The 24,163-nt window shown below is 65.6% G+C and carries 20 protein-coding genes; 10 read left to right on the top strand and 10 right to left on the bottom strand.

Annotated features, from left to right (window positions below; translation table 11 throughout):
- Nucleotides 1–3: 3 nt before the first annotated feature.
- Both AC1Q5P_RS04140 and AC1Q5P_RS04135 read right to left on the bottom strand, forming a co-directional pair.
- A complete protein-coding gene (locus AC1Q5P_RS04140) occupies nucleotides 4–3,117 on the bottom strand; it encodes a family 78 glycoside hydrolase catalytic domain (RefSeq protein ID WP_492518210.1) in 3,114 nt (1,037 codons plus the stop codon).
- A gap of 31 nt (nucleotides 3,118–3,148) precedes the next feature.
- Nucleotides 3,149–5,368: a glycoside hydrolase family 3 C-terminal domain-containing protein gene (locus AC1Q5P_RS04135; RefSeq protein WP_492518209.1), complete on the bottom strand. Its 2,220-nt coding sequence runs from the start codon at nucleotides 5,366–5,368 to the stop codon at nucleotides 3,149–3,151.
- Nucleotides 5,369–5,527: 159 nt separating this feature from the next.
- Here AC1Q5P_RS04135 and AC1Q5P_RS04130 point away from each other — a divergent pair, with 159 nt between their 5' ends.
- Nucleotides 5,528–6,205, top strand: coding sequence for a TetR/AcrR family transcriptional regulator (locus tag AC1Q5P_RS04130; protein WP_492518208.1), 678 nt, complete (start codon nucleotides 5,528–5,530; stop codon nucleotides 6,203–6,205).
- A gap of 74 nt (nucleotides 6,206–6,279) precedes the next feature.
- On the top strand, nucleotides 6,280–6,600 hold the full coding sequence (locus AC1Q5P_RS04125) for a hypothetical protein (RefSeq protein ID WP_322788212.1): 321 nt from the start codon (nucleotides 6,280–6,282) through the stop codon (nucleotides 6,598–6,600).
- Between the two features lie 80 nt (nucleotides 6,601–6,680).
- On the opposite strand, the gene AC1Q5P_RS04120 is transcribed toward AC1Q5P_RS04125, so the two are convergent.
- A complete protein-coding gene (locus AC1Q5P_RS04120; protein ID WP_062343325.1) occupies nucleotides 6,681–7,763 on the bottom strand; it encodes a hypothetical protein in 1,083 nt (360 codons plus the stop codon).
- Nucleotides 7,764–7,871: 108 nt separating this feature from the next.
- Between AC1Q5P_RS04120 and AC1Q5P_RS04115 the strand changes: the two genes are divergently transcribed.
- Nucleotides 7,872–8,525 (top strand): TetR/AcrR family transcriptional regulator, encoded by a 654-nt coding sequence (locus tag AC1Q5P_RS04115; RefSeq protein ID WP_492518207.1) that lies wholly within the window; start codon nucleotides 7,872–7,874, stop codon nucleotides 8,523–8,525.
- A 19-nt stretch (nucleotides 8,526–8,544) separates the two neighbouring features.
- On the opposite strand, the gene AC1Q5P_RS04110 is transcribed toward AC1Q5P_RS04115, so the two are convergent.
- From AC1Q5P_RS04110 to AC1Q5P_RS04090, 5 genes are all read right to left on the bottom strand, one after another.
- The gene (locus tag AC1Q5P_RS04110; protein ID WP_492518206.1) at nucleotides 8,545–10,296 is read right to left on the bottom strand and encodes an N-acyl-D-amino-acid deacylase family protein; all 1,752 of its coding nucleotides are present in this window, start codon (nucleotides 10,294–10,296) and stop codon (nucleotides 8,545–8,547) included.
- Between the two features lie 59 nt (nucleotides 10,297–10,355).
- Nucleotides 10,356–11,531, bottom strand: coding sequence for a sulfotransferase family protein (locus AC1Q5P_RS04105; RefSeq protein ID WP_492518205.1), 1,176 nt, complete (start codon nucleotides 11,529–11,531; stop codon nucleotides 10,356–10,358).
- Between the two features lie 111 nt (nucleotides 11,532–11,642).
- Nucleotides 11,643–12,731: a zinc-binding dehydrogenase gene (locus AC1Q5P_RS04100; RefSeq protein ID WP_492518204.1), complete on the bottom strand. Its 1,089-nt coding sequence runs from the start codon at nucleotides 12,729–12,731 to the stop codon at nucleotides 11,643–11,645.
- Nucleotides 12,732–12,734: 3 nt separating this feature from the next.
- Nucleotides 12,735–14,330: a GMC family oxidoreductase gene (locus AC1Q5P_RS04095; protein ID WP_492518203.1), complete on the bottom strand. Its 1,596-nt coding sequence runs from the start codon at nucleotides 14,328–14,330 to the stop codon at nucleotides 12,735–12,737.
- Nucleotides 14,331–14,346: 16 nt separating this feature from the next.
- Nucleotides 14,347–15,039: a hypothetical protein gene (locus AC1Q5P_RS04090; protein ID WP_492518202.1), complete on the bottom strand. Its 693-nt coding sequence runs from the start codon at nucleotides 15,037–15,039 to the stop codon at nucleotides 14,347–14,349.
- A 197-nt stretch (nucleotides 15,040–15,236) separates the two neighbouring features.
- Between AC1Q5P_RS04090 and AC1Q5P_RS04085 the strand changes: the two genes are divergently transcribed.
- Nucleotides 15,237–16,037 carry a sugar phosphate isomerase/epimerase family protein gene (locus AC1Q5P_RS04085; protein ID WP_492518201.1) on the top strand — a complete coding sequence of 267 codons (801 nt, stop codon included), beginning with the start codon at nucleotides 15,237–15,239 and terminating at the stop codon, nucleotides 16,035–16,037.
- A 17-nt stretch (nucleotides 16,038–16,054) separates the two neighbouring features.
- On the opposite strand, the gene AC1Q5P_RS04080 is transcribed toward AC1Q5P_RS04085, so the two are convergent.
- Nucleotides 16,055–17,017: an aldo/keto reductase gene (locus AC1Q5P_RS04080; protein ID WP_492478190.1), complete on the bottom strand. Its 963-nt coding sequence runs from the start codon at nucleotides 17,015–17,017 to the stop codon at nucleotides 16,055–16,057.
- A 94-nt stretch (nucleotides 17,018–17,111) separates the two neighbouring features.
- The gene (locus tag AC1Q5P_RS04075; protein WP_492518200.1) at nucleotides 17,112–18,566 is read right to left on the bottom strand and encodes an FAD-dependent oxidoreductase; all 1,455 of its coding nucleotides are present in this window, start codon (nucleotides 18,564–18,566) and stop codon (nucleotides 17,112–17,114) included.
- Between the two features lie 236 nt (nucleotides 18,567–18,802).
- Between AC1Q5P_RS04075 and AC1Q5P_RS04070 the strand changes: the two genes are divergently transcribed.
- From AC1Q5P_RS04070 to AC1Q5P_RS04045, 6 genes are read left to right on the top strand one after another with little or no spacing between them, the layout of a single operon-like run.
- Complete coding sequence (locus AC1Q5P_RS04070) at nucleotides 18,803–19,564, top strand: SDR family oxidoreductase (RefSeq protein WP_492518199.1); 762 nt, start codon at nucleotides 18,803–18,805, stop codon at nucleotides 19,562–19,564.
- A 6-nt stretch (nucleotides 19,565–19,570) separates the two neighbouring features.
- Nucleotides 19,571–20,494: a VOC family protein gene (locus tag AC1Q5P_RS04065; protein WP_492518198.1), complete on the top strand. Its 924-nt coding sequence runs from the start codon at nucleotides 19,571–19,573 to the stop codon at nucleotides 20,492–20,494.
- The gene (locus tag AC1Q5P_RS04060) at nucleotides 20,491–21,372 is read left to right on the top strand and encodes a CoA transferase subunit A (protein WP_492518197.1); all 882 of its coding nucleotides are present in this window, start codon (nucleotides 20,491–20,493) and stop codon (nucleotides 21,370–21,372) included. Before AC1Q5P_RS04065 ends, AC1Q5P_RS04060 begins: the two co-directional genes overlap by 4 nt.
- On the top strand, nucleotides 21,372–22,166 hold the full coding sequence (locus tag AC1Q5P_RS04055) for a CoA-transferase subunit beta (protein ID WP_492518196.1): 795 nt from the start codon (nucleotides 21,372–21,374) through the stop codon (nucleotides 22,164–22,166). The genes AC1Q5P_RS04060 and AC1Q5P_RS04055 overlap by 1 nt, the downstream gene beginning before the upstream one ends.
- Nucleotides 22,167–22,179: 13 nt before the next feature.
- Nucleotides 22,180–23,079 (top strand): enoyl-CoA hydratase, encoded by a 900-nt coding sequence (locus AC1Q5P_RS04050; protein WP_427465812.1) that lies wholly within the window; start codon nucleotides 22,180–22,182, stop codon nucleotides 23,077–23,079.
- On the top strand, nucleotides 23,079–24,143 hold the full coding sequence (locus AC1Q5P_RS04045; protein ID WP_492518195.1) for an NAD(P)H-dependent flavin oxidoreductase: 1,065 nt from the start codon (nucleotides 23,079–23,081) through the stop codon (nucleotides 24,141–24,143). The genes AC1Q5P_RS04050 and AC1Q5P_RS04045 overlap by 1 nt, the downstream gene beginning before the upstream one ends.
- Nucleotides 24,144–24,163: the final 20 nt, after the last annotated feature.

Here is a 24,163-nt window from a genome sequence, read left to right as displayed (position 1 = left end):
ACCTCAGAGCTTGCCCGAAAACCGGTTCGGCCCCGCCATCGCGCGGGTTTTGTGGCCATCGGACAGCACGACCTCACCCTCCACGCCGCCGGGAAGCTCTACATCGAGCCGGAACCTGCCGCCCTTGGCCGTCCAGTCGGTGCGGATCGTGCCGCGCACGCTGTGGTAGGTCGCGCCGCCAGTGCCCAGCACTTCGCTCATGATCGGTGCAATGCGGACCTTGCCGAAGCCGGGCGTCGCAGGCGCGATGCCGGCGATGCGGCGAAACAGGAAATCGCCGATTGCGCCGAAGGCATAATGATTGCGGCTGTTCATGCTGGCATCGCCCTGGTCGCTGTTCCAGCGTTCCCACATGCTCGTCGCGCCCTGCTCCACCATATAGCCCCATGACGGATAGCTGCGCTGGGTGAGCAGGGTGATCGCAGTTGCCTCCTGCCCGGCCATGGCCAGCGCATCGAGGATGTGCGGCGTGCCGAGGAAGCCGGTGGACAGGTGGTTGCCGCGCCGCGCAATGTCCGCCGCCAGCGCCGCGCCCGCTGCGCGCATGGCTTCGGGCGAAAGCAGGCCGAAGCGGATCGCCACGACGATGCCGGTCTGGCTGCCATTACCAACCTTCCCTTCGACGACGAAGGCGGTGTTGAATGCGCTGCGGATCGCCTCGAACAGGCTGCGATACTTTGCGGCAGCCTCTGCGTTGCCGATCGCCCCGGCCATCGCCGCCATCATCGTCGCATCCTGCGCCCAATAGGCGGTGGAGAGCAGGTCCCTGGGCGTGGTCGCCGCGCCCGGGTTGGCCGTCGGCGCATCGACCGAGAGCCAGTCGCCATAGTCCGCGCCGCGCTGCTTGCGCCAGACATGGTCAGGGTTGGCCGCCTCGATCCACGCCATGTAGGCTTCCATCGCCTGCCAGTTGGCGCGGATCACGCCGGTATCGCCGTTCTGCATCCACGAGGTGTGCGGCAGGATCACGCCCGCATCGGCCCAGCCCGGCGAGGACAGCTTCATCGTCGGCACGAACGGCGGGATGCAGTCGGGGAAGGCGCCCTTGGCGCTTTGCGAGACGCGCGCGTCCTCCATCACGCGGGCGGTGAAGGCGGCAACGTCCATGTTCCATGCCGCCGCTGGCCAGAACACGGCGGCATCGCCCATCCAGCCCAACCGCTCGTCGCGCTGCGGGCAGTCGGTCGGCAGGCCATAGAAGTTGGCCTTCTGGCTCCACACCGAATTGCGCCAGAACTGCTGGATCACCGGATCGCCGACGCGCAACTCGGCGGTCAGTGGCAGGTCCTGATGCGCCACCAGACCTTCAAGGTTCCACGCCGTCTGATCATCGGGCACACCGGTGATCTCGACATGGCGATAGCCGTGATAGGTAAAGCGCGGCTCGTAGACCTCGCGCCCGCGCCCGGCGGCAATGTAGATGTCCCGCGCCTTGGCGGTGCGCAGGTTGGCCTGGTCGATCGTGCCGTCGGCCTTGAGGATCTCGGCAAAGCGCATCTCGATGCGCGTGCCGGCAGGGGCACTCACGGTCAGGCGCGGGAAGCCGGCAAAGTTCTGTCCGTAGTCGAGCTGATAATGCCCAGGCCCCAGGCGCTTGACGCTCTTCGGTTGCAGCGTCTCGCGAATGCGGATCGGCGGGCAGCGCTGTGGTTGAACCGGGATCGCGGGAGCAGCCACCACACTGGCCGGACGCCACCCTGCAGTAGCGCCGCCGACGCCAGCCCAGCCGGGCTGTTCACCCCGCGCATCGTGGATCTCTCCATCGTACAGCGAATGTTCGAGTACGGCCGAGTCTGCGATCTCCCAGCCATCGCCACTGCCGATCACGGTGCGCGAGCCGTCGTCATGCTCGATCTCGAGCTGGCACAGCATGCGGCATGGCGCAGGCCCGAAGGCAAAGCGGGCCGAAGTGCTGAAGCGCGAACCGTACCAGCCATCGCCGACCACCATGCCGAGCATGTTGGCACCGGGCTTGAGCAGCGCGGTGACGTCATAAGTCTGGTAAAGCACCCGCTTCGAAGGATCGGTAAATTCGGGCGCGAGCTTGCGGTCGGCCAGCGGCGCGCCGTTGATCCATGGCTGGTAGATGCCCAGTGCCGTGGCATGGAGGCGCGCGGCGCGGATTGGCCTGTCGATGGTGAAGCCATGGCGCAGGCGGCTGGCAGGCGTGAGCGGCCAGGGCTCGCCAATGGGGAGGCTGCCCTTGGCCGGTTCGGCTGCGGGCCATGCCGTGTCATCGGACGTGGGCAGATGCCAGCCGGGGGGCGCCGCCACCATGGTCTTCCAGCCGGGGCTGGCCGAAGTCATTCGCTGGATCAGGCCTTCGCCATGGCGCAGCAAGGCCGCCACCACGCAAGGCGGCTGGCCAAAGCTGCCGACGCGCCGCCCTTCGATGGCGATGACATTTCGGCCCTTCTTCAGGATGATCGGCCAGACTGCCATCTCGGTGTGACGCGCTGGGCCATCGCGCGGCGCGGGCGTAGGTTCGCCATTGATCCACACGCCGGTCAATTCGTGCAGCGTGGCGCAGAACTCTGCCGCACCGCCGGGATGGTCAAAGGTCCAGCGGAATGCGCGGGTCTGGCCCACGTTCTGCTTGTCCGGCCCTGAAATCCAGTGCAGCCCGGCTTCGCGATCGGCCTTGGCGACCAGCGTTTCGCTGGCGATCCATTCGGCCTGCCAGTCTGCCGGGGCAAGGCCGGTTTCCCACATTGCCGGCTTGCTGCGCAGCGGCGTGCGGCTGCCCCTGGTCCAGCTTTCCACCTGCCACCACACCCGGCTGCGCGAGGGCAGGGCCGGCCCGCCATAGGCAATGTCGACCGCCGAAGTGCCTGCCACGCGCCCGCTGTCCCAGACCAGGTTGCGGCCAGCAGCGAGGTCGTCCGGACTTCGCGCCACGCTGATCCGGTAAGCGACCTGCCCTGCACGCTCCGCGCCGCCCAGCTTCCACGAAAACCTCGGTGGTGCATCGCCCAGCGCCAGCGGGCTTTCCAGACCGCACACACGCAGGCCTTCGACCTGTGCCGGTTCAGCTGCGGCAAGCGCCCGCAGCGGGAGCGCGGTTGCACCGCCGCCGGCAATGCCCAAGGCAATGGCTTCGCGCCGGTTGACCTTCATCGTCTTTCTCCCGGAATCTTTGCTCTTGGCATCAGGGCTTGATCGTCTGCGCGGCCAGCGAAACCTGCGTGGCCAGCACCGGGTCACCGGCAGAGCGGGCCACCTCGATCTTCACTCTGCCCGGCTTCACCACCCAGCGCTGTCGGGCCACGTCAAAACTGGCGAGCAGGCGCGGGTCGGCCGTGATCGTCACTGTCCGGCTTTCCCCCGGCTTCAGCACCGGCTTGTCCCACCCGATCAGGCGCCGCGCCTTGCCGGGCAACGAGACATAGACCTGTGGCACGTCGGCGCCTTCGCGCGCGCCGGAATTGGTAACGGTGAAGCTGACGCTGACGGTGCGCCCGGCCTTGGCCCTGAGCGCCGAATAGCGGAACGTCGTGTAGGACAGGCCGTGGCCGAACGCGAACAGGGGCTTCTCGCCCTTCCGGTCGAACCAGCGATAGCCGGCGTCGGAACCTTCGGGATAAGTGATCGTGAACGGCGGGCTGTTGGTCTGCAGCCCATAGGTGGCCTTGTCCTCCTTGGACGGCGGCGGCAAGTCCGATCCGGGCAGGACGGGATTGGGCAACTGATCCACACTTACCGGGAAGGTCACCGGCAGGCGACCCGAGGGATTGGTCTTGCCGGACAGGATTTCGGCAATCGCATCGCCGCCGCGCTGGCCGGGATACCACGCGGCGAGCACCGCCGGCACCTTGGCCAGCCAAGGCATCGTTACCGGGTTGCCGGTCTCCAGCACCACCACCGTGCGCGGATTGGCGCTGGCCACGGCATCGATCAGCGCATCCTGCCGGCCATCGAGCGCCAGGTCGGGCTGGTCCTCGGCTTCGGTCGCGAACTTCGTGGCGAAGACCACGGCGACATCGGCGGCCTGGGCCGCGTCTGCTGCCACTTTCGCATCGCTGCCGTCAACGTACGTCACCTGCGCCTTGCCAAATGTGCGGCGCAGCGCCTCAAGCGGCGGCGTGCCGCCCCACGCACGGCGGGCGAAGGTGGCGGCAGGCCCGCTCTCGATCTTCTCCACCGCGCGGAACCCGCCGACCGGCACGACCTGGCTCGATCCCCCGCCCGATGGCACGCCAAGATCGGCCTTGCCGCCGATCACCACAATGGAGCGGACCGAAGCCGCCAGCGGCAGGATGCCGCCCTCGTTGCGCAGCAGCACCGTGCCTTCGCGTGCGGCCTGCAGCGCAACTTCCCCATTGCGGGCATAATCGATGGCCCTGGGCGCGATCACGGTCTTGTCCACGCCCTTGGCATAGATCGCCCAGAGGATGCGCTTGGCCGCCATGTCGACTGCCGAGATCGGAATGCTGCCGTCAGCCAGCTTCGGCTTCAGTTCGGTGGAGAACCAGCGCTTGCGGTCAAGCATCTCGCCCGATTGCTGATCCAGCCCGGCCAGCAGTGCCTCGGCCGAATGGACCGCGCCCCAGTCCGACATGACATAGCCCTTGAAGCCCCAGTCGCGCCGCAGCACGTCGGTCAGCAGGAAGCGGTTCTCGCAGGCATATGTGCCGCCAACCTTGTTGTACGAGCACATGACCGAGCCCGGATTGCCGCGCTCCATGCCGATCTGGAAGGCCAGCAGGTCGCTCTCGCGCATGGCCGCCTCGTCCATCTCGACCGAGGCCGACGAGCGCCCGATCTCCTGGTTGTTGAGCGCGAAGTGCTTGATCGTGGCGATGATGCCGTTCGCCTGCACGCCCTCGATCTGCGCCCCGGCCAGCACGCCGCCGAGCAGCGGGTCTTCGCCAAGATACTCGAAATTGCGCCCGGCTCGCGGGTCCCGCAACAGATTGACGCCGCCTGCCAGCATCACGTTGAAGCCCTTGGCCACGGCTTCCGATCCGATCATCCGCCCGCCCTCGCGCACCAGCGCCGGGTTCCAGGTGGAGGCGAGCGACAGGCCGGAAGGCAGGGCCGTGGCAACATCGCCCTTGCGCATGTCCATGATGTTGGAAACGCCAAGGCTGGCGTCGGTGGCATACTGGGGCGGGATGCCCAGGCGCTCGATCCCGGCAATGACGCCTGCGCCAACCGGCATGCCCGGCGCGCGCTTGGGCACGGGAATGAACAGCGGCATCGTGCCGTGAAGCAGCTGGATCTTCTCCTCCAGCGTCATCTGCGAAAGCGCCTGCTCGGCGCGCGCCTCGGCGGTATCCCGGGAAGCTTGCACAGGGTTGGCCTGTGCCTGGACACAGCCGAGCGCAAGCATTGCAGCAGAGCAGGACAGGCGCGCGGCAGGCTTCATTTCAGGGTCCTCAGGTGATCCGGCGGGGCATCGCCCGCCCCGTGCTTTCAGGCCGGCAGACTTCACGAAGCTCGCCTTCGAGTCAAGTAATAGATCACGCGGGTTCGATTAGGCGACACCGCTTGCGCGGGCTCTGCTGCTGTGGAACAAGGCACCGCGATGGACGCCAGCCCCAAGAAAACCCGCGGTCCCGCAGCAAGGAAGGCTACGCCCGCGCCGCATCAACCGGTGCGCGGCCGGCCGACGGCTGATCAGGTCACCTCGATCGATCGTGCCATTGTCGACACCGCGCGCACGATGTTCCTTGTCCACGGGTTCGATGCTGTCGGCATGAAGCAGGTGGCCGAAACCGCGCGCGTTTCCAAGGGCACGCTCTATGCCCGCTATCCCTCGAAGGAAGCGCTGTTCAAGGCGGTCATCGAGCAATCGATCGCTGACTGGTCGGCGGAAGCCTCGTTGCAGGACGCATCGCTTACCGACAATATCGAACAGCGCCTGCGCCATCACGCCAAGATCATTGCCACATGGCTGGGAAGGCCGGACGTTCTTGCCCTGCAGCGTCTCCTGCTGTCGGTCCAGGAACGCTTTCCCGAGCTTTCCGAAGTCATGCAGCGGCGGGGCAACGATTACATCGTCGGCCTGATCGCCCGCGACATCGAGGAAGCGGCTGCGCGTGACAGGCGCAACCTGCGCGATGCTCGTGCCGTGGCGCGTCTGCTGGTCGCCGCAATCAGCGGGGCTCAACTGCAGAGCGGACTGGCGGCCAGGGACGAGGACCTGCAAGCCTTCGCACAACGCGCGGTCGATCTGATCCTGTGGGGCACCAGCGCCTGGTAGGCTTGATATTCGAACACCTGTGTGCATTAATGCTCGGGCGAACGACTCGCATGTCGTATTCTGAGAGGATGCCCATGATCCGCACTGCCCTTATCGTCGCCTTGGCCGCTGCCGCGCTTCCCGCCTCGGCCAGCGCTGCCGAACCGGCCAGGCCCGAAGCTGCCGCGCCTGCCGCCAAGCCCAAGTACAGCACCGCCGAAACCGACATCGGCACCCTGCTCGATGATCCCGCTGCCAAGGCGATCATCGACAAGTACATCCCCGGCATGACCAGCAACGAGCAGATCGAAATGGCCCGCTCGATGACGCTGAAGGCCGTGCAGACCTACGCGCCCGACGACGTCACCGACGAACGCCTTGCCCAGATTGACGCCGATCTCGCCAAGCTGAAGTAGGCGTCCGGCCGACTGGGGCAGGACAAACGAAGGGCCGCGATCGCAATGAACGCGGCCCTTTCCTGTGTTTGCCGCCCGGCTCAGGCTGCCATGCCATAAGGCGCATCGACCGGCGCTTCGGCGGGATACTCTGCCGGACCGCCGTAGTCGTAGGCAGCATTCAGTGCGGCGATGAACACCGGATCGTTCAGCGGATCGCTCGGCGTTGCGATCTCGATGCCGCGCGAACGGACGTCCTTGATCAGCCTGTCGATCGCCTGCTCGTGGGTCAGGTTGTCGCTGCCGTCCATGTTCTTCTTGAGTTCGGCATAGTCGCTGAACACTTCGGCCGACCAGTGGACGAGGAACCGCAGGTCGTCGGTGTGATAGCGCTCGATCACCTGCTCGCCCGTCTTCACCAGCCAGCCATCGCGGTCAGCCGGATCGCCGGTGAACACGCTGTCGAAGCCGAGGCCCTCGGGCCGCCGCCGCTCGACGGGTCCGTTCGCCTCGCCCCGGTGCACCAGCATCTCGTTCTGCACGACGACGGCGCGGTTGTAGATCGGCGATTGCACCCGCGCGGGCTTGCCCAGCGGCCCGTTGGGCCAATAGGTAAAGCCGCTCTCCGGATCATGGCTGAACCAGGTGATCACCTGCGCCATCTTGATCAGGTAATCCTGGAACAAGCCGGACCGGCCCATGATCGAGCACAGCCAGGTGGGCGAATTCTCGTGCCGCACGCCGCGGAAGCTTGGGGAATCGAGGTGGCCGGGGTCGGTGTTGCCGCAAGGCCCGTTGACGTTGAAGAGCATCATCTGCGGCTTGGCGTACTGCGCGCCCCAGTAGGATTTGGCGTGGTTCAGGAACGCCTCGTTGTAGAAGACATCATGCAGTTCGGGGTAAAGCGGCGTGGAATAGTTGGCGAGGTAACCCCGGAACGTCGGCGTCAGGAACATATCGAGCGTGGGGGTAAAGCCCTCGGGGAAACCGCCGGCGAACGTCGCGATCAGCGATTCCACGGTGGGGAAGTGCTGGGCGATGATCAGCTTCCACGGCCCCTGATCGTGGACCACATCCAGCATCAGCCGCTTCTGCGCCTCCGTGAACGGATTGCTGATCTCGCGCGGGGGCGAGGCGGGCTTGAGAATGTCGGAAAGGTACTGCCTGCGGGCTTCATCGAGCATCACTGTCTCCTGTCTGGGATTCGCGCCTTCCTGGCTTTCCTGAAGGAAGTTATAGATCGATAACTTTTTTGGCAAGCGACTTCAGGCGAACTCCGCTATGGAGGGGCGATGGACGGAAACTCCGATATTCACGCGCCCGCAGCATCCGGCGCTCTCACCAAGGGGCAGCGCACCGCGAACCGCATTCTCGATGCTGCCGAGGAATTGTTTGCGCAGCACGGCCATGGCGCCACCTCCTTGCGCGACATCGCCACCAAGGTCGGTCTGCAGCAGCCGGGCCTCTACAAGCATTTCACCGGCAAGGACGAACTCTACCGACAGGTCTATGAGCGCGCGCTCAAGCCTATGACCGATCTGATGGACGAAGTGCTGGCGCGCCCCGATGCCGACTTCGCCGACCTGACCGATCGCATGACCGACCTGCTGGCGCAGCATCCCAACATCGCCCGGCTCCTGATCCGCGCCGCGATTTCGTCCGACAGCGAGCCGGACCCGATCGGACTCGACTGGCTGGCACGGATGGTCGGCTATGGCCGCAAAATGAACGAGAAGGCGGGCCAGCCCTCATCGGATGACAGCCTCGCGATGCAGATCGTGGCGATCTTCAACATGCTGTTCGGCTTCTTCTGGGCCTCGCCCCTGATTGAAAACCTGTCCGGGCGGCAGGCAACCGATCCTGAAGCCATGGCCATCCAGAAGGGACTGCTGCGCACGTTCATTGCCAGCTTCTCCGGCGCTGCCGGCGAGACCCCTCGGTCCTGAACCGGGCCGTTGCGGCAGGTTAGGGGCGCTCCGCCAGCACTTCTCCTGCGCGCGCCTTCTGCATGCCGCGCACCACCTGTCCGGGCCGCAGTGCGGTCGGCTGGTCATCACGGCGGATCACCTGCCCGCTGACCACGGTGGCGCGATAGCCGCTCGCCGCCTGGTCAAGCCTGCGCCCGCCGCCCGGCAGATCGTGGCGTACTACCGGCGCGTGCAGGGTCAGCCGGTCGATGTCGATCACGTTGAGATCGGCCTTGTAGCCGGTGCGCAGCAGGCCGCGGTCCTCAAGGCCGACGACCCGCGCCGGGCGCGACGACAGCATCTTCACCGCCTCGGCCAGACCCATGCGTTCGCCGTCGCGGTCGCGCACCCACCAGGTCAGCACGAAGGTGGGGTAGCTGGCATCGCAGATCGCCGAATAGTGCGCGCCGCCATCGCCAAGGCCGGTCACGGTATCCTCGCGCCGCATCAGGCCGAGCAGCGCATCGAGCCTGCCTTCGTGGAAGTTGCCCAGCGTGTTGAGGATCATGCCGGTGCCATCGCGCTCCATCAGCACGTCGTAGGCCACTTCCTCGGGCGTGCGCCCCTGCGCGCGGGCCAGGGCGCCGATGCTGTTGCTAACCGATGGTTCGTACTGCGGGGGATCGCCGAACGGGAACATCCAGTCCCAGATGCGGGTGAGCATGGCCAGCGGGTGGCCCTCCTGCGGCATCTCGCCGATCAGTTGCGCCCGGAATGCCGGATCGCGCAGGCGCGGCAGCTGCTGTTCGAGCGGGAGGATGGCGAGCGGCTGATAGGACGGGCACAGGCAGAACGGATGGGTCGAAAGCGCCCAGCCGGAGACCATGCCGATCGGGCGCGGCAGGACCTGCGGCCAGATCTCCAGCCCTTCGGCCCGCGCCTGATCGACCAACGTCAGCGCGTCTTCCCAGTTGGGGCGGCCATGGTTGACGAGGCCGAGCGTGAAGGTGGACGGGCGGCCCGAAGCGCGGGTGACGGCGATCAGCCGCGCCATCTCGCTTTCCCAAGTCTCGAACGGCGCATCGAGCACGGCCTGGAACACGCCCGTACCTGCCTCGGCCAGCGCGCCGGTGATGGCGATGAGTTCGTGCGTGTCTGCGCCGAAGGTCGGGATCAGGTCGCCCGCCTTGGTGCGGTGGATGTTCAGCCGCGAGGTGGCAAAGCCGATGGCCCCGGCGTCCATCGCCTCGCGCGCTATCGTCCGCATCCGGGCGAGATCATCTTCGGTCGCGGCCTCGCGGGCGATGGCCCGTTCACCCATGACCCACACGCGCAAGGGGCTGTGCGGCAGGAGGCAGGCGACGTCGATGTCGCGCGGACGGCGGGCGAGCGCGTCGAGGTATTCGGGGAATGTCTCCCAATCCCAGGGCAGGCCTTCGGCCATGACCACGTCGGGAATGTCCTCGACACCCTCCATCAGCCGGATCAGCGCTTCATGGTCCGCCTTTCGGCATGGCGCAAAGCCGACCCCGCAATTGCCCAGCACCGCCGTGGTCACGCCATGCGATGAACTGGGCGAAAGCGTATCGGACCAGATTGCCTGCCCGTCGTAATGGGTGTGGATATCGACGAAGCCGGGGGTGACGATGCAGCCAGTGGCGTCGATTGTTTCGCTGGCGGTGCCGGTGAAAGTGCCGCCGACGTGGACGATGGCATCACCGCGCACGGCAACGTCGCCGACATGCGGCTCCGCGCCGCTGCCATCGACGATCAGGCCGCCCTTTATCAGCAAGTCTGCCTGCGTGGTCATGCACTCTCTCCTCGTGTTTCCCCGGGGAAACATTTAGCGAACATTGTTTCGCTGGTGGTTCAGCCGATGTAGCGCGCCCGGTAGGAGGCGAAGGCTTCGCGCACGTCAGCCTCGTTCAGGCCGAAGCGTTCGAGCGAGTAGTCATGCATCGGGCGCTGTTCGCGCTTGTTGCCGGCCATGAACTCGGTGAGCGCGGCCTCGATCTTGTCGTCCAGCGGAATGCCGATGTGAGCCAGGACGCGCTGCGCCTGCTTGAGGGGCTCCTTTGCCACCTCGCGGTAATCGATGTCGATGAAGCGGTCTTCGCCGATGCGGGCGCGCGCCTGCTCGAAGCGGTGCATCCATTCGGCAAGGCGGGGAAACCAGAATGCGCCCACGGCTTCGTCCGAATGGACCGAATTCAGCTTGTAGAGCGCGGCCTCCATGCTGACGTAGCTTGGCACGACTTCCAGCGGATCGCGGTGGGTCATCACCAGCACCGCCTTGGGGAAAGCATTGGCGATGACATCGGTATAGGGCAGGTTCTGCGGGCTTTTCAGGACCCACTTCTTGCCGCGCCGCGTCGGGTCCTGCCACTGCAGGTATTTCAGGATCGTCTTGAGGTCCTCGTAACCCTTGGACTGGTCGTAATCGTTGAGCCACTTCGCGAACGAGGGGATGAAGGTCATCGCCTCGACCATGGTGGTGATGAACAGCTGGCCGAGTATGATGATCTCCTCGTCCGGCGCATCGGGATCGAGGGGGTGGATCGAGGCGAGTTCGGGCGAGAGGTTGAGCCAGCCTTCGATCATCGCTTCGGCATAGGCGCGGCGGGCCTCAGGCTTGCCGGGTTCGTCGCCGGGCAGGGGGGCATAGTTCTGCGCCTCGTACCAGCGGATCGCGGTCATGCCCGGGGCGCTGGCGAGCAGGCGATGGAAGATCGTGCTGCCGGTGCGCGGCAGGCCAAGGATGATCGCGGCGACTTCCACGTCCTCATCGAGGATTTCGGGATGGCGCTTGATGTCCTCGACCATGCGCAGGCGGCTGGCAAGGCCTTTGACGATCGCTTCGGTCTGCCCGGCAAAACCCGCCTCCGTCAGCTTGCCCTCGGCATTGGCGGCGGCGATGTAATGGTCCATCGGTTCGAAGAACCAGGTATCGCCGAAATCCGACAGGCCGGTGCGTTCGCACGCAGCAGACAGCAGGGTTTCGCGGTCAAACACCGGGTCGGCGACGGGGGTGGCGGTGGTTGCCATCGTAGACTTGCCTCTCACTAGGACCAATTTGCACCATGCGTAATTATTGGCGCAGTTTGGTTCGCAATTGGCGATGTTTTGTCACCACACCCCTGATAATGCAAACACAAATCAGAACGAAACCACCGTTCGCAGCGACTCCCCGCGCCGCATCAGATCGAACCCCGCGTTGACCTCGCGCATCGGCAGGCGATGGGTGACGAGATCGGCCAGGTTGAGGCGACCGGCCGCGAAATGATCGAGCAGGCCCGGCAGCTCGCTGCGGCCCTTGACGTTGCCCATGAACGAGCCTTGCACCCGCCGCCCGAGCTGAAGCTGGAACGGGACCAGTTCCATCGCCTGCCCATCGGGCGGCACGCCGAGGACGACGGTGCAGCCCCAGCCGATGCGCGTCGATTCGAAGGCCTGGGCCATCAGCCTGACATTGCCCGCACACTCGAACGCGTAGTCCACCCCGCCTTGGGTCAGCGCCTGGATTGCGGTGACGGGATCGCTCGTCCGCGCGTCGATGAAGTCCGTCAGGCCGAAGCGCTTGCCCTGTTCGTGGCGCAAGGGATTGATGTCGACGCCGATGATCCGCGCGGCACCCGCAAGACGCGCACCCTGCACGACATTCAGGCCGATGCCGCCGAGGCCGAAGACGGCGACGGTCGCACCGTTTTCGACATGGGCGGTGTGCATGACTGCGCCGATGCCGGTAGCCACGCAGCATCCTGCGGTGCAGGCGAGGTGGAAGGGTACATCATTGCGGATCACCGCGACGTTGCGCTCTGCCGTGACGATGAACTGCGCGAGGCTGCCGACGCCGGAATAGGCGGAGACCGGCTGGCCATCGAGCGAGAACGGGCTGGGCTGGAGGGCAATGTCGCCGAGGAACGCCTCGCACAGGTTGGTCCTGCCCGAGCGGCAGTTGCCGCAAGAGCCGCATTCGCCGATGCCAACGGGAATGACATGGTCGCCGACCTTGACCGACGTGACCTCCGCGCCGACTTCGCGGACGATGCCGGCGCCTTCGTGGCCGACGACGACCGGGAAGGGATAGGGCGCGGCCTTGCCTTCGATCTGGCTGAGGTCGGTGTGGCACAATCCGCTCGCCATGATTTCGATCAGCACATCGCCGGGTCCGGGCGGGGCGAGATCGAGCAGTTCCTCGACCAGCGGGGTGCCGGGGGCGTGGCAGACCATGGCTCTGGTTTTCATCTTTCAGGCTTTCCCAAGGATCATGTCGGCGGCCTTTTCGGCGATCATCGCGACGGGGATGGCAGTGTTGCCGCCGGGCAGGTGCGGCATGATCGAGGCATCGACCACGCGCAGCGACTGCAGGCCGTGGACACGCAGGGTATCGTCCACCACGGCCATGGGATCCGAGCCCATCCGCGCGGTGCTGGTGGAGTGGTAATCGGCCTCGGCATGGGCGCGGATATAGGCGTCGATCTCCTCGTCGGACTGGACGTGCGGACCCGGTGCGAGTTCCTGCCCACGCATCTCGTCGAACGCGCTTTGGGCAAAGACGCGGCGGGCTATGCGCACGCCTTCGCGCATGACGCGGCGGTCGTTCTCCGTCGCATTGTAGTTCTGGTCGATTACCGGGGGTGCATCGGGATCGGCGCTGGCAAGCGTGACGCGCCCGCGCGATTCCGGGCGGGCGACGTTGATGTGGGCATAGAAGCCATGCATCGGCACCATCTTGCGTCCATTCTGCCCGAACAGGGCCGAAACCAGCAGCATCTTGATGTCAGGCTCGTCCAGCGCCGGGTTGGATCGGACCATGCAGGCGACCGACATGCCCGGGTCTGCCAGCGGGCCTGTCCGGAAGGCGAGGTACTGCGCCATGGCAAGGGCGCCGCGCACAGGATTGAGGAAGCGCAGCATCGACCACGGCTTTGTCGAGCGGAACTTGACGTGCGCCGCGAGGTGGTCCTGCAGGTCCTGGCCGACGCCGGGCAGGTCGTGAATCAGGGGGATGCCGTGCTCGGCCAGATGCGCAGCAGGGCCGACGCCGGACAGCATCAGCAATTGCGGCGTGTTGATCGCGCCTGCGGAAAGGATGACTTCGCGGGCGGCTGTCGCAAGAGTGTCAGTGCCTTGCCTGCGAAATATCAATCCGGTGGCGCGGGGGCCGTCGAAAGTTATGCGGCGGGCCTGCGCTGCGGTCAGCACGGTAAGGTTGCGGCGCTTGAGGACAGGCCGCAGGTAGGCCGATGAAGCGCTGGAGCGACGGCCTTTGCCCACGGTAAGGTCGACCGCTCCGAAGCCGTCGCGTGTTGCGCCGTTGAGATCGCTCGTCAGCGGGTAGCCGGCCTGCGCTCCGGCTTTCAGGAAGGCCTGGGCGAAGGGATGATCCTGTGCGGCCCTTGTGACCTGGATCGGGCCATCAATGCCGTGCCATTCGTTCTGCACCGGGCCGAAGCTTTCGAGCTTGCGGAAATAGGGCAGGACCTCGGCGAAGGACCAGCCGCGATTGCCGGCCTGGGCCCAGCGGTCATAGTCCGAATGGAAGCCGCGATCGTAGGCCATGCCGTTGATCGAGGAGCCGCCGCCGAGAACCTTGCCCCGCGGGCTGTAGAGCATTCGGCCATCGAGGTGGGCCTGCGGTGCGGACATGTAGCGCCAGGCATGGGCGCCCGCTATCATGATCGGGAGAAGGCCGCCCGGCGCGGCGATCAGCGGGCTCGTGTCCTTGCCGCCTGCTTCGAGCAGCGCGACCCGGCATTTCGGATCGGCGGACAGGCGATTGGCAAGGATGCATCCGGCTACCCCGCCGCCGACGATCACGAAGTCGAATTCGAGGCGCTCCATGCGGCGGCGGAGCCGGTCAGAGTTCGACGACCGAGAGGATGTGGCTGTGCCTGTCCGGAAAGACGTAATCGAATTCGAGAACCATGCTCTCGCCGAGTTGGCCTGCGCACATCAGGTCAGTCTCGACGAAAACCTGCACGCCGGCCGCGCCATAGGCGTAGCGGGTGGCCTTGCCGAATACGGGGGAAGCATCGAGCCGGGCGTCGATGGCATCATCGCCACGGCGGGCGCGGTTCATGCCGATGTTGAGGCGGCCCCGGAAGGCGGGATCGTTCGCGTCGAGATCCTGCAGGATCAGGACCATCCGTTCCAGTTCCTCGAGCGATCCGACGAGGAAGCCGAAGTGGAAGCTGGCTTCGAAATCCTGCGCCATCATCGCGCGGTACGCCTTGACCGCCTCGTGCTCGTCATCGCTGCCGACGCGCAGCGCTGCGTGGATCGCGGCGATGAGCTGCTGCTGCGGTTCGGGCAGGCAGGAGAGGTAGACGATACCGTCGCCCCGCGCGAAGTGGCTGCCGGACACCACGAAGCGGTAGAAATTGCCGCCGGGAAGCGGGAGGACCTGGGTTTCCTTGAGTCCGGCGATCTGGAGCAGGCGCGAGGCGAGCGGGCCGTCGTCGGGTTTGCCGTAATGCAGGGCAAGGTGGCCCATGGCCAGCGCGCCATCGGAGATGGCGGCATCTGCGGCTTCCGGTGCGATTGTCGCCATGGCAGTCGGTCCTCTCTTATCCTTGTTCAGGGGCAGACTAACAGCGTCGCGTTCCAGGAGCAATATTTGTAAGTGGGCACTTATGACGAATCGCGTATCAGACCGGCGACATATTTTCGTATGAGTAAAGTTTCTGGCCGATTCTCTGGGTTATTTGCGTATTCCATTTTGCCGTTGTGCGGGTAGGAGAAGCGGCCATGCAACGTCTTGCGCTGGATCATATCACCGCCGTCGACACCACTCCGGTCCAGCTTGCGCAGATTGCACGCCAGGCCGGCTGCGATGGCATGTGCCTGTTCATGGAGCCGATGGACGTGCTGCCGCTGATGCCGAAGTTCGACATCTACGCCGACCGCGTGGCGCGGGCGGAGTTGCGGCGCGTGATGTGCGATCTGGGCGTGGCATTGGACCTTGCATATCCGTTCACGCTGTCGGGCCGGACCGAAGTGGCTGCATTCTCCACGGCCATGGAATGCGCCGCAGAGCTGGGGGCGGGGCTGATCAATGCGCTGCTCTATGACCGCGATCCGGCGCGGCGGCTGGAGCGGTTCGGGGCGTTCTGCGACCTGGCTGGCAGTTTCGGTCTTAGAGTGGGCGTCGAGTTCTATCCGCCAAGTCAGGTGGGCTCGCTGGCGGCGGCGCTCGATCTGGTGGGCGCTATCGGGCGACCGGGCAAGGTTGGCGTCAATGCCGATCTGCTGCACCTGATGCGGTCAGGCGGATCAGTGGCGGAACTGGCGGCGGCTCCGGCGCAATACGTGCTCTATGGGCAGGTGGCCGATGGGCCGGCAACGGCGCCGGAAGATGCCGAGTTCGAGGCCTCTTCCGCGCGCATGCTGTGCGGCGAAGGCGCGTTCGACGTGGCGGGATTTGTGCGCGCGTTGCCGGAAGGGTGCCCGATAAGCGTCGAGATCCCGCGCAACCATGCAGTGGGCGGTGAGACGGCGGCGATGCGCGCACAACGCGCTGTGAACAGCGCGCGCGCGGCAACTGGGTAGTTTCTCGGGCGGTCACGTCAGGCGTTGCGCAGGGCGCTCAATTCCTCGGCCGACAGAGTCAGGGCGTCGGCCTTGGCGCTGTCGCGGACCTGTTCGGGGGAGGAGCCGCCGAAGATGGCGATGGTCTGGTTGGGCTGGCTCAGAAGATAGGCGAGGGCGATCTCGTTGATCGAGACGCCATGCCTTTCGGCCAGCGACTGCACGATGGCGAAGCGGCGTTCGTTCGCGGGGTTGGCGTAGCGGGCGGCGAGCTGTTCGCCGACCGAGCCGGACGCGAGCTTGGTGAAATATCCGCCGGATTGGGCGGCATAGGCTACGATGGGGAGGCCGCCAGCGTGGAGATCTTCGTATTCGCCTTCGTAGTAGTGCTGGTAGCCCTGCTGCGCGGCGGCGGCGGCATCGGGCACGGCGAGGCCCCAGAACGTCTCCGAGGCAACGAAACCTTCCTTGCCGATGGAGGCGGCATAGGCGTTGGCGGCGCGGATACGCTCTGCTGCCCAGTTGGATGCGGCGAAATGACGGATGCGTCCTGCCTCGCGGTGGGCGATCAGCGCGTCGATGATCGGTTCGACCGGGCTTTCCGGATTGTCCATGTGCAGGAAATAGAGGTCGATGGTATCGACGCCGAGGTGGTCGAGGCTCTGGGCAAGGTCGGCCGCGACGTCATCCGGGGTCACGCGGTTGCGGTAGTCGCCCACGCGCATGTCGAAGAAGCCGCCCTTGGTGGCGATCACGAAATCGTCGCGCTTCTGCGTCTTGAGCCACGCGCCGACTGCGCGCTCGCTCGCGCCGGCGGGGGCATCCGGCATCCAGTCCCCATAGGAGCGGGCGGTGTCGATGAAGTTGCCGCCAAGGCCTGCAAAGGTATCGAGAATGGCGTTGGACTTGCCCTGATCTAGCATCCAGCCGAGCATGTTGGTGCCGTAGCACAGGCGGCTCACGGTGAGGTCGGTGTGGCCTAGCGTAACCTTCTTGAGCATTGTGCGCTTCCTCGTAAATGTAAGTGCTGACTTAGCAAAACTTGGGCGGAAAGGAAGCATCGGGTGCTAAGTTTCCCGAGGTGCTTCCGTCCGTTCAGGCGCGCGCGGCGCGGCGGCCGGCCTGGCGCCCGAAGAAGGTGCAGTCGGCAAGGCTCAGGCCAGAGGAATAGCCGTGGCCCCATGCCGGCAGGCCCGAGGTGCAGCGCCCTGCGGCGTAGAGTCCGGGGATCGGCGCGCCGGAGCGACCGAGCACTTCACCGTCTGTCGAGGTCTTGAGCCCGCCCAAGGTGAAGAAGCTGAAGTAGCTTGTCTGGAAATTGCATTCGAGCGCGACGAACGGCGACTGGTCGAGCGCTTTCAGGATCGGGGGCTGCTTGTCGAACAGGGGATCGCGGCCGTTGCGGGCGTGTTCGTTGTAGAAGTGCATCGTGGCCGAAAGCGTGCCTGCGGGCATTTCGAGTTCGGCTTCGACCTCCTCCCACGTCTCGCCAGTGCCGGCGATGGTGATGCCGGCAAGGTCGAGCGGTTGGGTGAAGTGGGCGCTGTCGAGCAGGAGGTAGACCTTGCCGCCCGGCTGGTCGACGGCGCAGCGGCTGACGCGGCCGTGGTAGCAGTCTTCGTTGATGAAGCGCTGCCCGGCGACGTTGACGAAGACGCCGTGGGCCTGTTCGGCCGGGATCGTCCACGGGCAGGTGGTGAAGAACTGGTCCATGTGAATCGCATCGCCGCCGACCGAGACGCCGAGTTCGATGCCGATGCCATCGTCCTTGTCGCCGATCGGGCTGTTCACGCGGAAGCTTTCAGGGCAGTATTTGCGGCGCATGGCCTCGTTGAAGACGAAGCCACCGGTGGCAAGGACGACGCCCTTGCGGGCTCGGACGAAGCGGTCCTTGTTGTCGATGCGGACGACGGCTCCGGCAATGGCGTCACCATCGGTGATGAGCGCGACGGCGCGTGCGTCGACGTGGATCTCGGCGCCAAGATCGCGGGCGCGGCGTTCGAGTATGTCGACCAGCGGACGCCCGCCGCCCCAGCCCATGTGCTGGATCACGTGGCCGCGCGGGGCGGGCTTTGCGTGTCGGTAGAACGGCGCGGCGGCCTCGCTGCCCGACCAGATCAGGGTGGAATCGTCGGTCGGTTCGATCACCTTGCCGGGCAGGTAGTTGCCGCGATAGGGCACGCCCTGATCCTTCAGCCACTGGTAGTGCGCCAGCGCCTCGCGGCCATAGATCTCGCACTTGGCCTCATCGACGCAGGGGCCGCCGGCAAGCTTGAGGTAGGCGGTGAAGTCTTCGACCGTATCGTCGAACCCTGCGGCCTTCTGCGCATCGGTACCGCCGCCGACGTAGATCTCGCCACCGGAGAGCGCCGAGGCACCGCCGCTGCCGGAACTGCGTTCGAACAGCAGGACCTCTGCACCCGCAACGCGGGCCTCGATCGCGGCGCAAGCCCCGGTTGCGCCGAAGCCAATCACGGCGACGTCCGTCTCGAAATCCCACTTTTCGACCTGCGTAATCGACAAAGGTCGATACTGCGAATATCCTGTCATTCCGGCCTTCCGCTCCCATGCCCGTGCGCGGATCTGTAGTGTCCGCTGCCTGTGGCTGTCATTTGAACGCCCGCTTGACGTTATTCGCGTCAATCTGGGCCGCATTCGTAATTTAAGATTGCATTGGATACGCAAATCGTCAATTGAAAAGGCAATCGCCTTTGGATATTGGCGATTTCGAATCTGCTGCGGTGCAACTTTCGGCACCTGCGGCATGGGATGGGAGAGCAGCCGCGGTGCAGGGCACTGATCACATTGACTTGGGCGGCCAGGTGGCGATCGTCACCGGGGGCACGCGCGGGCTGGGGCGGCAGATTGCGCAAGCCCTGCTGCGCGCCGGAGCTGCGGTGACAGTGTGCGGCCGAACCGAGCCTGACGATCTGCCCGGAGGCCTGACGTTCCGGGCGGCTGACATCCGCGATCCCGAACAGGCGCAGGCACTGGTCGATGGCGTGGTGGAGCGCCATGGGCGGCTGGACATCCTCGTGAATAACGCTGGTGGTTCACCGCAAGCCCCCGCCACGGCGAGCCCGCGCTTCTTCGATTCCATCGTGAAGCTGAACCTGCATTCGGCGATGTACATGTCGCAATATGCCTATGCCCACATGGCGAAGGCCGGGGCTGGCAGCATCGTCAACATCGCCAGCGTATCGGGCATACGGCCCTCCCCCATGACGGCGGCCTATGGGGCGGCGAAGGCAGGGCTGCTCAGCCTGACGCAGAGCCTTGCGCAGGAGTGGGGGCCCGATGGCGTGCGCGTGAACGCGATCATCGTCGGCCTGATGCAGACCGAAACCTCGGAGGAAACCTATGGCGACGAGGCGGCGCAGGCTGCGGTTGCCAAATCGCTGCCGCTGCAGCGCATGGGCACCGGCGCGGACATCGCCGGAGCCGTGCTGTGGCTGAGTTCGAGCCTCGCCTCATGGGTGAGCGGCGCACGCATCAACGTCGATGGCGGGGGCGAGCGGCCCTACTTCCTCGACCTCGTGAAAGGATAAGCTGCCATGGGCATAAAGGCACTGGGCTATGTCAGGATCGAAACCGCCAAGGCGGAGGCCTGGGACCACTTCATGACGCAAGTGGTCGGCACGATGCGGGCGGATGCGCCATGCGATGGCGTGGCGGCCTACCGGATCGACGACCGCCCGTTCCGCTTCTGGGTGGAGCGGCGCGAGAGCGACCGGCTTGTGGCTGCTGGTTATGAAGTCGGCGATGCGGCGGAACTGGCGGCGCTGCGTGAGACGATTGCCGGGCTGGGGCGCGAGATTGTCGATGGCGATGCGGATGCAGCAAAGGCGCGCGGCGTGGCGGCGTTCTTTGCGACGAGCGATCCTTCGGGCAACGGTCTCGAGTTCTTCCACGGCGATGTCCGCGACGATGTGGCGTTCGTTTCGCCGGTGGGCGTGAGCGGCTTCGTGACCGGAGACATGGGCATGGGGCACGCCGTGTTTGCGACGCCGAACTTTGACGAGGCGCACGCCTTCTACAAGGCCATCGGCTTTCGCGACACCGACATCCCGCGCTTCCGTTTTTCGGACGATCCCAACGATCCGGGCATGGGCTTTGCCTTCATGCACGCCGACAATGGCCGCCACCATTCGGTAGCCATTGCGGAAATGCCGGTGCCGCCTTCTGCCTGCATCCACTTGATGCTGGAGATGAAGACGCAAAGCGACGTGGGCAAGTGCCATGATCGCATGCGCATAAACAAGGTGCCCGAGAGCGCCTCGATCGGCCGGCACGTCAACGACCAGACCTTCGGCTTCTACATGCAGACGCCCTCTGGCTTCGACATCGAGATCGGGGCCGATCCGCTGGTGATCGATTACACGAACTGGACACCGACCGCGCATCTGATCCCCAGCGAATGGGGCCATGTCTGGGCATGGCAGAAGGCGCTTGAAGAGCAGGCAGGAGAACAGGCGTGAGCCTTGATAAGAGGATGAGCGCGGCGGAGATCGTCGCGCAGCTGTCCGATGGCATGACCATCGGCATCGGCGGCTGGGGCCCGCGGCGCAAGCCGATGGCGCTGGTGCGCGAGATCATGCGTTCCGACCTCAAGGACTTGACCGTCGTCGCCTATGGCGGCGCTGACGTGGGCATGTTGTGCGCAGCGGGCAAGGTTAAGAAGCTGGTCTTCGCGTTTGTCAGCCTTGATGCGATCCCGCTGGAGCCGTGGTTCCGCAAGGCCCGCGAGAGCGGCGCGCTGCAGGTGCTGGAGCTGGACGAAGGCATGTTCCAGTGGGGCCTGAAGGCGGCGGCGTTCGGCCTGCCGTTCCTGCCGACGCGGGTTGGCCTCGGCACGGACCTTGCCGAGCTGGGCGGCCTCAAGACCGTGCAGTCACCCTATGACGATGGCGAGACGCTGATCGCCATGCCGGCGCTCAAGCTCGATGCCGCGCTGATCCACGTCAACCGCAGCGACTGGCGCGGCAACGTGCAGGTGTTTGGGCCGGACGTCTATTACGACGAGTGGTTCGCCAAGGCTGCTGCCAGGACCTACGTTTCATGCGAGGAACTGGTCGACCGGATGGAGGACCATTACCCCGAAGGCGCGCAGGACAACCTGTTCGAGCGCTGCTTCGTTTCGGGCGTGGTGGAAATGCCCTGCGGCGCGCACCCAAGCTCGATGCCGCCGCATTACGGCTGGGACATGAAGGCCTTCAAGGCCTACGCCGATGCGGCACGCGATCCGGGCGACTGGTCTGCGGTGGCGGACCGCTTCGTTGGCGCTTCTGAAGCCGAATATCTTGAATCCATTGGCGGAAAGGAGGCGGTAGCGGTTCTTTCGCTGCCGATTTTCTGATGAGCGACATCACTCTCGTAGACCTGTGCATCGTCGCCTGTTCGGAAGCGTTCCGGAGCAATGGCGAAATCGTGGCGACCGGCGTGGGGCCAGTGCCGCGCCTGGCGGCGGGCCTGGCCAAGCTGACCCATACGCCCGAACTGATGATGACCGACGGCGAGGCCTATCTGGTCGAGCAGCCGGTGCCGCTGGGGCCGCGCAAGTACGACGACCGCAAGCCCGCGGGATACCTCCCGTTCTCGCGCTTCTTCGACAGTGCGGTGTGGTCAGGGCGAAGGCATGCCATGGTCACGCCGACGCAGCTTGATCGCTTCGGCCAGATCAACCTGTCCTACATGGGCGGGACCTATGACAAGCCGAAGACGCAGATGCTGGGCGTGCGCGGCTTTCCGGGGAACACGATCTACCACCCCAACTCGTTCTTCTTCCCGGCGCATGGGCCGCGCGTCTTCGTGCCCCAGGTCGATATGATCTCGGGCGTAGGGTACAATGCGGCCAAGCGCGTTCCGGGTGGCAACTTCTCGGGCGTGAGCCTGCGCCGGATCGTGACCAACCTGTGCGTGATGGACTTCGGCGGGCCGGACAACCAGATCCGCGTCATCTCGCTGCACCCCGGCGTGACGTTCGAGGAAGTGCAGGCGGCAACCGGTTTCGAACTGGCCCAGGCCGACAACGTGGAAGTGACGCGGCTGCCGACGGCAGAGGAACTGGCAGTGATTGCCGGCCTCGATCCGCACAACGTCCGCGCCAGCGTGCTCAAGGACAACCCGCCCGCCATCCGCGCCGCTGCCTGAGGGAGATGACCGCATGACCGACCTCGTCGAGCCGAAGCAAGTCGACATCGTCTACGAGACGCAAGAGCCCGTTCGCTACGAGGTGGAAGGGAGCGTGGCGTGGATCACGATGAACCGGCCGCAGTTCAACAATGCCCAGAACGGGCAGATGACCTATGCGCTCGACGATGCGTTTGGCCGCGCGGTGCAGGACGACAACGTCCGCGCGATCGTGCTGGCGGGCGAGGGCAAGCACTTTTCGGCCGGGCACGACATAGGCACGCCGGGGCGCGACCTGCACCACGAGTTCGACAAGCGGCTGATGTTCCCGCCGCACACCAACAAGCCGGGCGCCGAACTGCTCTATACCCGCGAGCAGGAGCAGTACCTTGGCATGTGCCGCCGCTGGCGCGATATCTCCAAGCCGACCATCGCTATGGTGCAGGGTGCCTGCGTGGCGGGCGGGCTGATGCTGGCATGGGTGTGCGACCTTATCGTCGCTTCGGAAGACGCGTTCTTCCAGGACCCGGTGAACCCGCTGATGGGCATTCCGGGTGTCGAATACTTTGCCCATGCCTATGAACTGCCGCCGCGCGTGGCCAAGGAATTCCTGCTGCTGGGCGAGCGGATGCCGGCGGCGCGGGCCTACAGCTTCGGCATGGTCAACAAGGTGGTCCCGCGCGATCAGCTGCGCGAGGCGACTGCTGCGTGGGCGAACAAGCTGGCGGGGCAAGGGCGGCTGGGCAACTGGCTGACCAAGCAGTCCGTCAATCACGTCGAGGAACTGCGCGGCAAGCGGGCGGCGATGGATGCGGTCTACCACATGCACCACTTTGCCCATGCGCAGAACGATATCGTGACCGGCAACTCGATTGCCGGGGTGAGCGGGACTTCGGCTGCGGCGGCAAATAAGAAAGACGCGGGCGAAGGCTGATGGCTGGTGCGCTTCACACCGTCCTGACCGAGCGTCTTGGCTGCAAGGCTCCGATCATCCAGACCGCGATGGGCTGGGTGGCCGAGCCGAGCCTTGTCATCGGCAGCTGCAATGCGGGTGCGTTCGGCTTCCTTGGCGCGGCGGTGATGACGCCCGATGAATGCCGGAGCAAGATCCTGGCCGTGCGCCGTGGTACGGACAAGCCGTTCGGGGTGAACTTCCATTCGTTTCAGCCCGGGGCGGAGCAGATCGTCGACCTGATCCTGGCCAATGCCGATCAGGTGCGCGCCGTCAGCTTTGGGCGGGGCCCCAATGCGAAGATGATCGGGCGGTTCAAGGATGCGGGCATCCTGTGCATCCCGACCGTCGGCGCGGTGAAGCACGCCAGGAAGATGGAAGAGCTGGGCGTCGACATGATCAACGTCCAGGGCGGCGAGGGTGGCGGGCATACCGGTTCGGTGCCGACGACGATCCTGCTGCCGCAAGTGCTCGATACCGTGAAGGTGCCGGTAATCGCCAGTGGCGGCTTTGCCGACGGGCGCGGTCTGGTGGCGGCTCTGGCCTTTGGTGCGGTGGGCACTGCGATGGGCACGCGCTTTCTGCTGACCAAGGAAAGCCCGGTGCCCGATAGCGCCAAGGCGGCGTACCTGAAGGCCGGGACCGACCAGATCATCGTGACGACCAAGCTCGACGGCATTCCGCAGCGGATGGTGCGCACGCGCCTGATGGACCGCATCGAGAAGTCCGGCTCCCTGGCCATGTGGCTGCGCGCCTTCGAGGCAGGCGCGGCGATGAAGCGCCAGACCGGCGCCTCGTGGCTTCACTTCATCAAGGCGGCCAAGGGCATGACCGGGCACGGCGATGTGCCATTGAAGCAGGCGATGATGGCCGCGACCATGCCCATGCTGATCCAGAAGGCGGTGGTCGATGGCGATATCGAAAACGGCGTGATGGCGACGGGCGTGGTCGGCGGGCGCATTTCCGAGGTTCCGACCTGCCAGGAGCTGGTCGACCGCATCATGGCCGAGGCCGAGGCCCGCCTTTCCGCGCTCTGCGCAAGCTGACATTTCGAGGACGAGGACAC

It is taken from the genome of Novosphingobium sp. GW835-FHT14H07 (assembly GCF_058793515.1).
Note: the sequence above shows the minus strand (reverse complement) of the source record. Positions and strands in the feature narration are given on the sequence as shown.